Raw genomic sequence first — 3277 nt, forward strand, 5'->3', positions numbered from 1 at the left:
GTCGTAGCCCTCCTCGATTTTGATTACTCCGTGTTATCACGGTGTGGGGAGGGGGTGGGCGGGGAGATGGGTGGCCTCGTCCGATATCTCTGTCGTGGCCTGCAAAGTTGCACAGGATCGACCCAGGATCGTCATGAGTGTGGATGCACTGTCCGGCGATGCGTCTTCACGTAAGGTGACGGCGCGGTTCGGTGGGGTGGCGGGGTCGGTGTGCGTGGCGAACTCGGTGAGGGCCCCGCGCAGCCCGAACTCGTGAACAAGAGGAGGCTGTCCCCAGGGTGCAGGGGTCAGCCCTGTTCCGATGTCCGGGGAGACGAGCCGCGGTTGCGTGGAAGCCGTCCTGCTGCCCCGCTGTCCGCAGGACCTTTGTGAGGGTGGCTCGTCCGGCAGGTTGTCCGAAGTCGGGCGGGGCGGTTGCGCAGTTCACGTCGAGGGTGGATACGGCGCCAGGTGCTGTGCTCCTGCGAGGCGGCCACTCTGCCATTCGTCCAGGGACGGGGCCTGGTAAAAGAGCACTCGGTCCCGGTGGGCCGTGCTGACGCAACCTGACCCGAAATCACCGACCGCCGCTTGCCCGTACGGGCCTGCAACCGCTCTGAACGTTCCCCTCTTTCGTCTCCTGTCAGGCTGGTCAAAGAGTCACTTCGTCAGCCTCCGCGTCCGCTTCACTTCCCGGTCGACGGCCCAGGCGTCGGCGACCGGGCCGAGGTGGGCGAGCTTGTCCGGGTTGATGACCGAGCGGATGGTCTGGATCTGCCCCTTGAGCATGTCGAGCGCCAGGATGTGCAGGACGTTGCCGTCGCGGTCGCGGAACAGCGCGCCCGGCTGGCCGTTGATCTCGCGCGCTTCGCATGTGATGCCGGTCCGTGCCATCAGCGGGTGGACGGTGGCGAGCAGCCGGGCCACGTTCTCGGCGCCGGCGACGGCTCTGGCCAGTTGCGGGGCCTTGCCACCGCCGTCGCCGACGAGCTGGACGTCGGCGGACAGCAGGCTCTGCAGTCCCTCCACGTCGCCCTCCGACAGCGCGTCGAAGAACCGTCTCGCCAGCTCCTGCCGCTCCTGGTGATCCGCTTCGAACCGGGGCCGTCCCTCGTCCATGTGGCGGCGTGCCCGTACGAGCAGCTGCCTGCACGCCGCCTCCGAGCGTCCGACCGCCGTGGCGATGTCGTCGAAGCCGAAGGCGAAGACCTCCCGCAGCACGAACACCGACCGCTCCAGCGGGCTGAGTCGCTCCAGGAGCAACAGGGCCGCCATCGACACCGAGTCGGCGAGTTCCGCCGCGCGGGCCGGGTCCTCGTACGGATCATTCAGCAGCGGCTCGGGCAGCCACGGCCCGACGTACGACTCCCGCCGAACTCGGGCGGAGCGCAGGACGTCGATCGCGATCCGGGTCACCGTGGTCGACAGGAACGCCTTGGCCGACACCGGCCGGGTGGGCGAGGCGTCGTAACGAAGCCAGCTCTCCTGGACCGCGTCCTCCGCCTCGCTCACGCTGCCCAGGATCCGGTACGCGATCGAGAACAGCAGCGGCCGCAGCTCCTCGAAGTTTTCAGTCTTGCCCACGCCGAGTCCCCCTTGCGTTCGAGCGCCCGGCCGGACCCGCGCCGGCGAGGCCTCTTGAGAAGATCCTCCGATGTGTGATCGGAGCGGCCGCCGCTCGCTCCCTCGAAACGTCCGGCCCATCTCGATCATGGCACCCGTTCCCCTGGGCAGTGGCAGTTCGGCTGATCTCGATGGCTTCGTCCGCGATCCGGGTCGCCTGCCCCGCGGCGCGAGCGCGGCGCGTTCGGCCTCGGCGAAGACCGTCGCTGCCCGCCAGGCCGCGACCAGGCTCTGTAGCACCGAGCTCCTGCCGGACGCGGTGGCTTCCTTGGCGTGCAGGTCGAGGCAGGCCGCGCAGCAGTTGATCTGACGCACAGCAGCGCCACCCACTCCTGCGTCGCGGTGGGCAACGGCGACTCTTTCAGCTTTCGCCCGGCCCACATGCCGTACTTGAGGGTCTTGTCGGCGCTCGGGTCGGCGAATTGGTTCGATCTCGCCTCCCTCGTGTGCTCCTCCTCCTTCGACGAGGCCTTCCCCGCCAGAGACGGGATGGGCCTCACGCCCATGGCAGGGCGAGTTGTGACTCATGTCTCCTCGCTGACCGGCTCCGGGATGTCACAGGCGGGGTCGCTGCCTCGTCTCGGGTTCGGAAGTTCTCGATCAGGGAGTTGATGATGAACATCGCGTTGTGGATTACCGCCGGAGTGCTCGCCACTGTCTGCCTCGTGGGCAGCTCCAAGATGTTCGTGCCGCAGGTGAAGGTTGCCGCGGTGGGCTCCTCCGCGCAGTGGGTCCTGGCGTTCAGCCCTCGCACCCTCAAGGCCATCGGCGCCGTCGAACTGCTGGCCGCCCTCGGACTGATCCTGCCCGCTGTGCTCGACATCGCGCCGGTACAGGTGCCGCTGACCGCCACCGGACTCGTGCTGCTGTTCACCTGCGCGGTCATCATGCGCCTGCGCCGCGGCGAGAGGGCCGCGATCGCCGGCGACCTGATCTACCTCGTTCTGGCCGCCTTCGTCGCCTGGGGCCGCTTCGGCGTCACGCCCTTCACCGGCTGAGCGCAGGCGCCCACGCGCCAACGCGGCGCGGGCGCAGCCGGGTTCCCGCGCGAGAAAGCTCGTCCATTCGTTCCGTCTTCAGAGAAAGATCACTGGCATGGAGATCCTTCGGTACGTGTTCCTCGTCTTCCACCTCTTCGGGTTCGCCGCGCTCCTGGGCGGCATCTTCTACCAGCTGCGGGCCATGGACCCGGTGACTGGCAGTTACATGGTGACCAGCACGGTCGTTCAGCTGGTCACAGGTGCCGGACTCATCTGGACCCGCATATCCCAGGACCTGCCGGTGCCTCACGCGAAGATGGGAGTGAAGCTGGCTCTGGACCTCCTGGTGGCGGTCACAGCGCTGGTAGGCATGCGCAACAAGAAGCCATGGGCCTTCTATGCCGTGGGGACGTTCACGGCGGCCGCAGCCGTCGTGGCCGTCGTGTGGAAGTAGTTGCCAGTGAGGCGTGCGCGACCGCTCGGCTCATCGCGGTGACCGGGTGAGCTGAGCTGACCACGGTGTGGCCTGCGGCTCGACTGGAGGAAGGCGTCGCGCGCCCGGTCAAGCGGCGTCGATGCGGTCGAGCAGCGCCCGGGCCTCTAGGGCGTGTTTCAGATGTGCTGGTCACAGCCACTCGTTGATGGCCGCGATGGTCAGGGTCGCTTCGTAGCGAACGGCGAGTTTGTCGTATCTC

3 protein-coding genes are annotated in these 3277 nt (G+C 67.8%); 2 read left to right on the forward strand and 1 reads right to left on the reverse strand.

From position 1 onward, the window contains the following. Window positions 1-639: 639 nt before the first annotated feature. Window positions 640-1563: an RNA polymerase sigma-70 factor gene (locus ACZ67T_RS46170; RefSeq protein WP_469993064.1), complete on the reverse strand. Its 924-nt coding sequence runs from the start codon at window positions 1561-1563 to the stop codon at window positions 640-642. Window positions 1564-2216: 653 nt separating this feature from the next. Between ACZ67T_RS46170 and ACZ67T_RS46175 the strand changes: the two genes are divergently transcribed. Continuing rightward, window positions 2217-2600 carry a DoxX family protein gene (locus tag ACZ67T_RS46175; RefSeq protein ID WP_469993066.1) on the forward strand — a complete coding sequence of 128 codons (384 nt, stop codon included), beginning with the start codon at window positions 2217-2219 and terminating at the stop codon, window positions 2598-2600. 97 nt (window positions 2601-2697) lie between these two features. Next, window positions 2698-3036: a hypothetical protein gene (locus ACZ67T_RS46180; RefSeq protein WP_469993067.1), complete on the forward strand. Its 339-nt coding sequence runs from the start codon at window positions 2698-2700 to the stop codon at window positions 3034-3036. The last annotated feature ends 241 nt before the right edge of the window (window positions 3037-3277 follow it).

The organism is Streptomyces sp. NPDC107517 (genome assembly GCF_055582645.1).

Bases quoted from the DNA above. Each gene is read 5' to 3' on its own strand.
- ACZ67T_RS46175 (WP_469993066.1), top strand. From the start codon at position 2,217: ATGAACATCGCGTTGTGGATTACCGCCGGAGTGCTCGCCACTGTCTGC.
- ACZ67T_RS46180 (WP_469993067.1), top strand. From the start codon at position 2,698: ATGGAGATCCTTCGGTACGTGTTCCTCGTCTTCCACCTCTTCGGGTTC.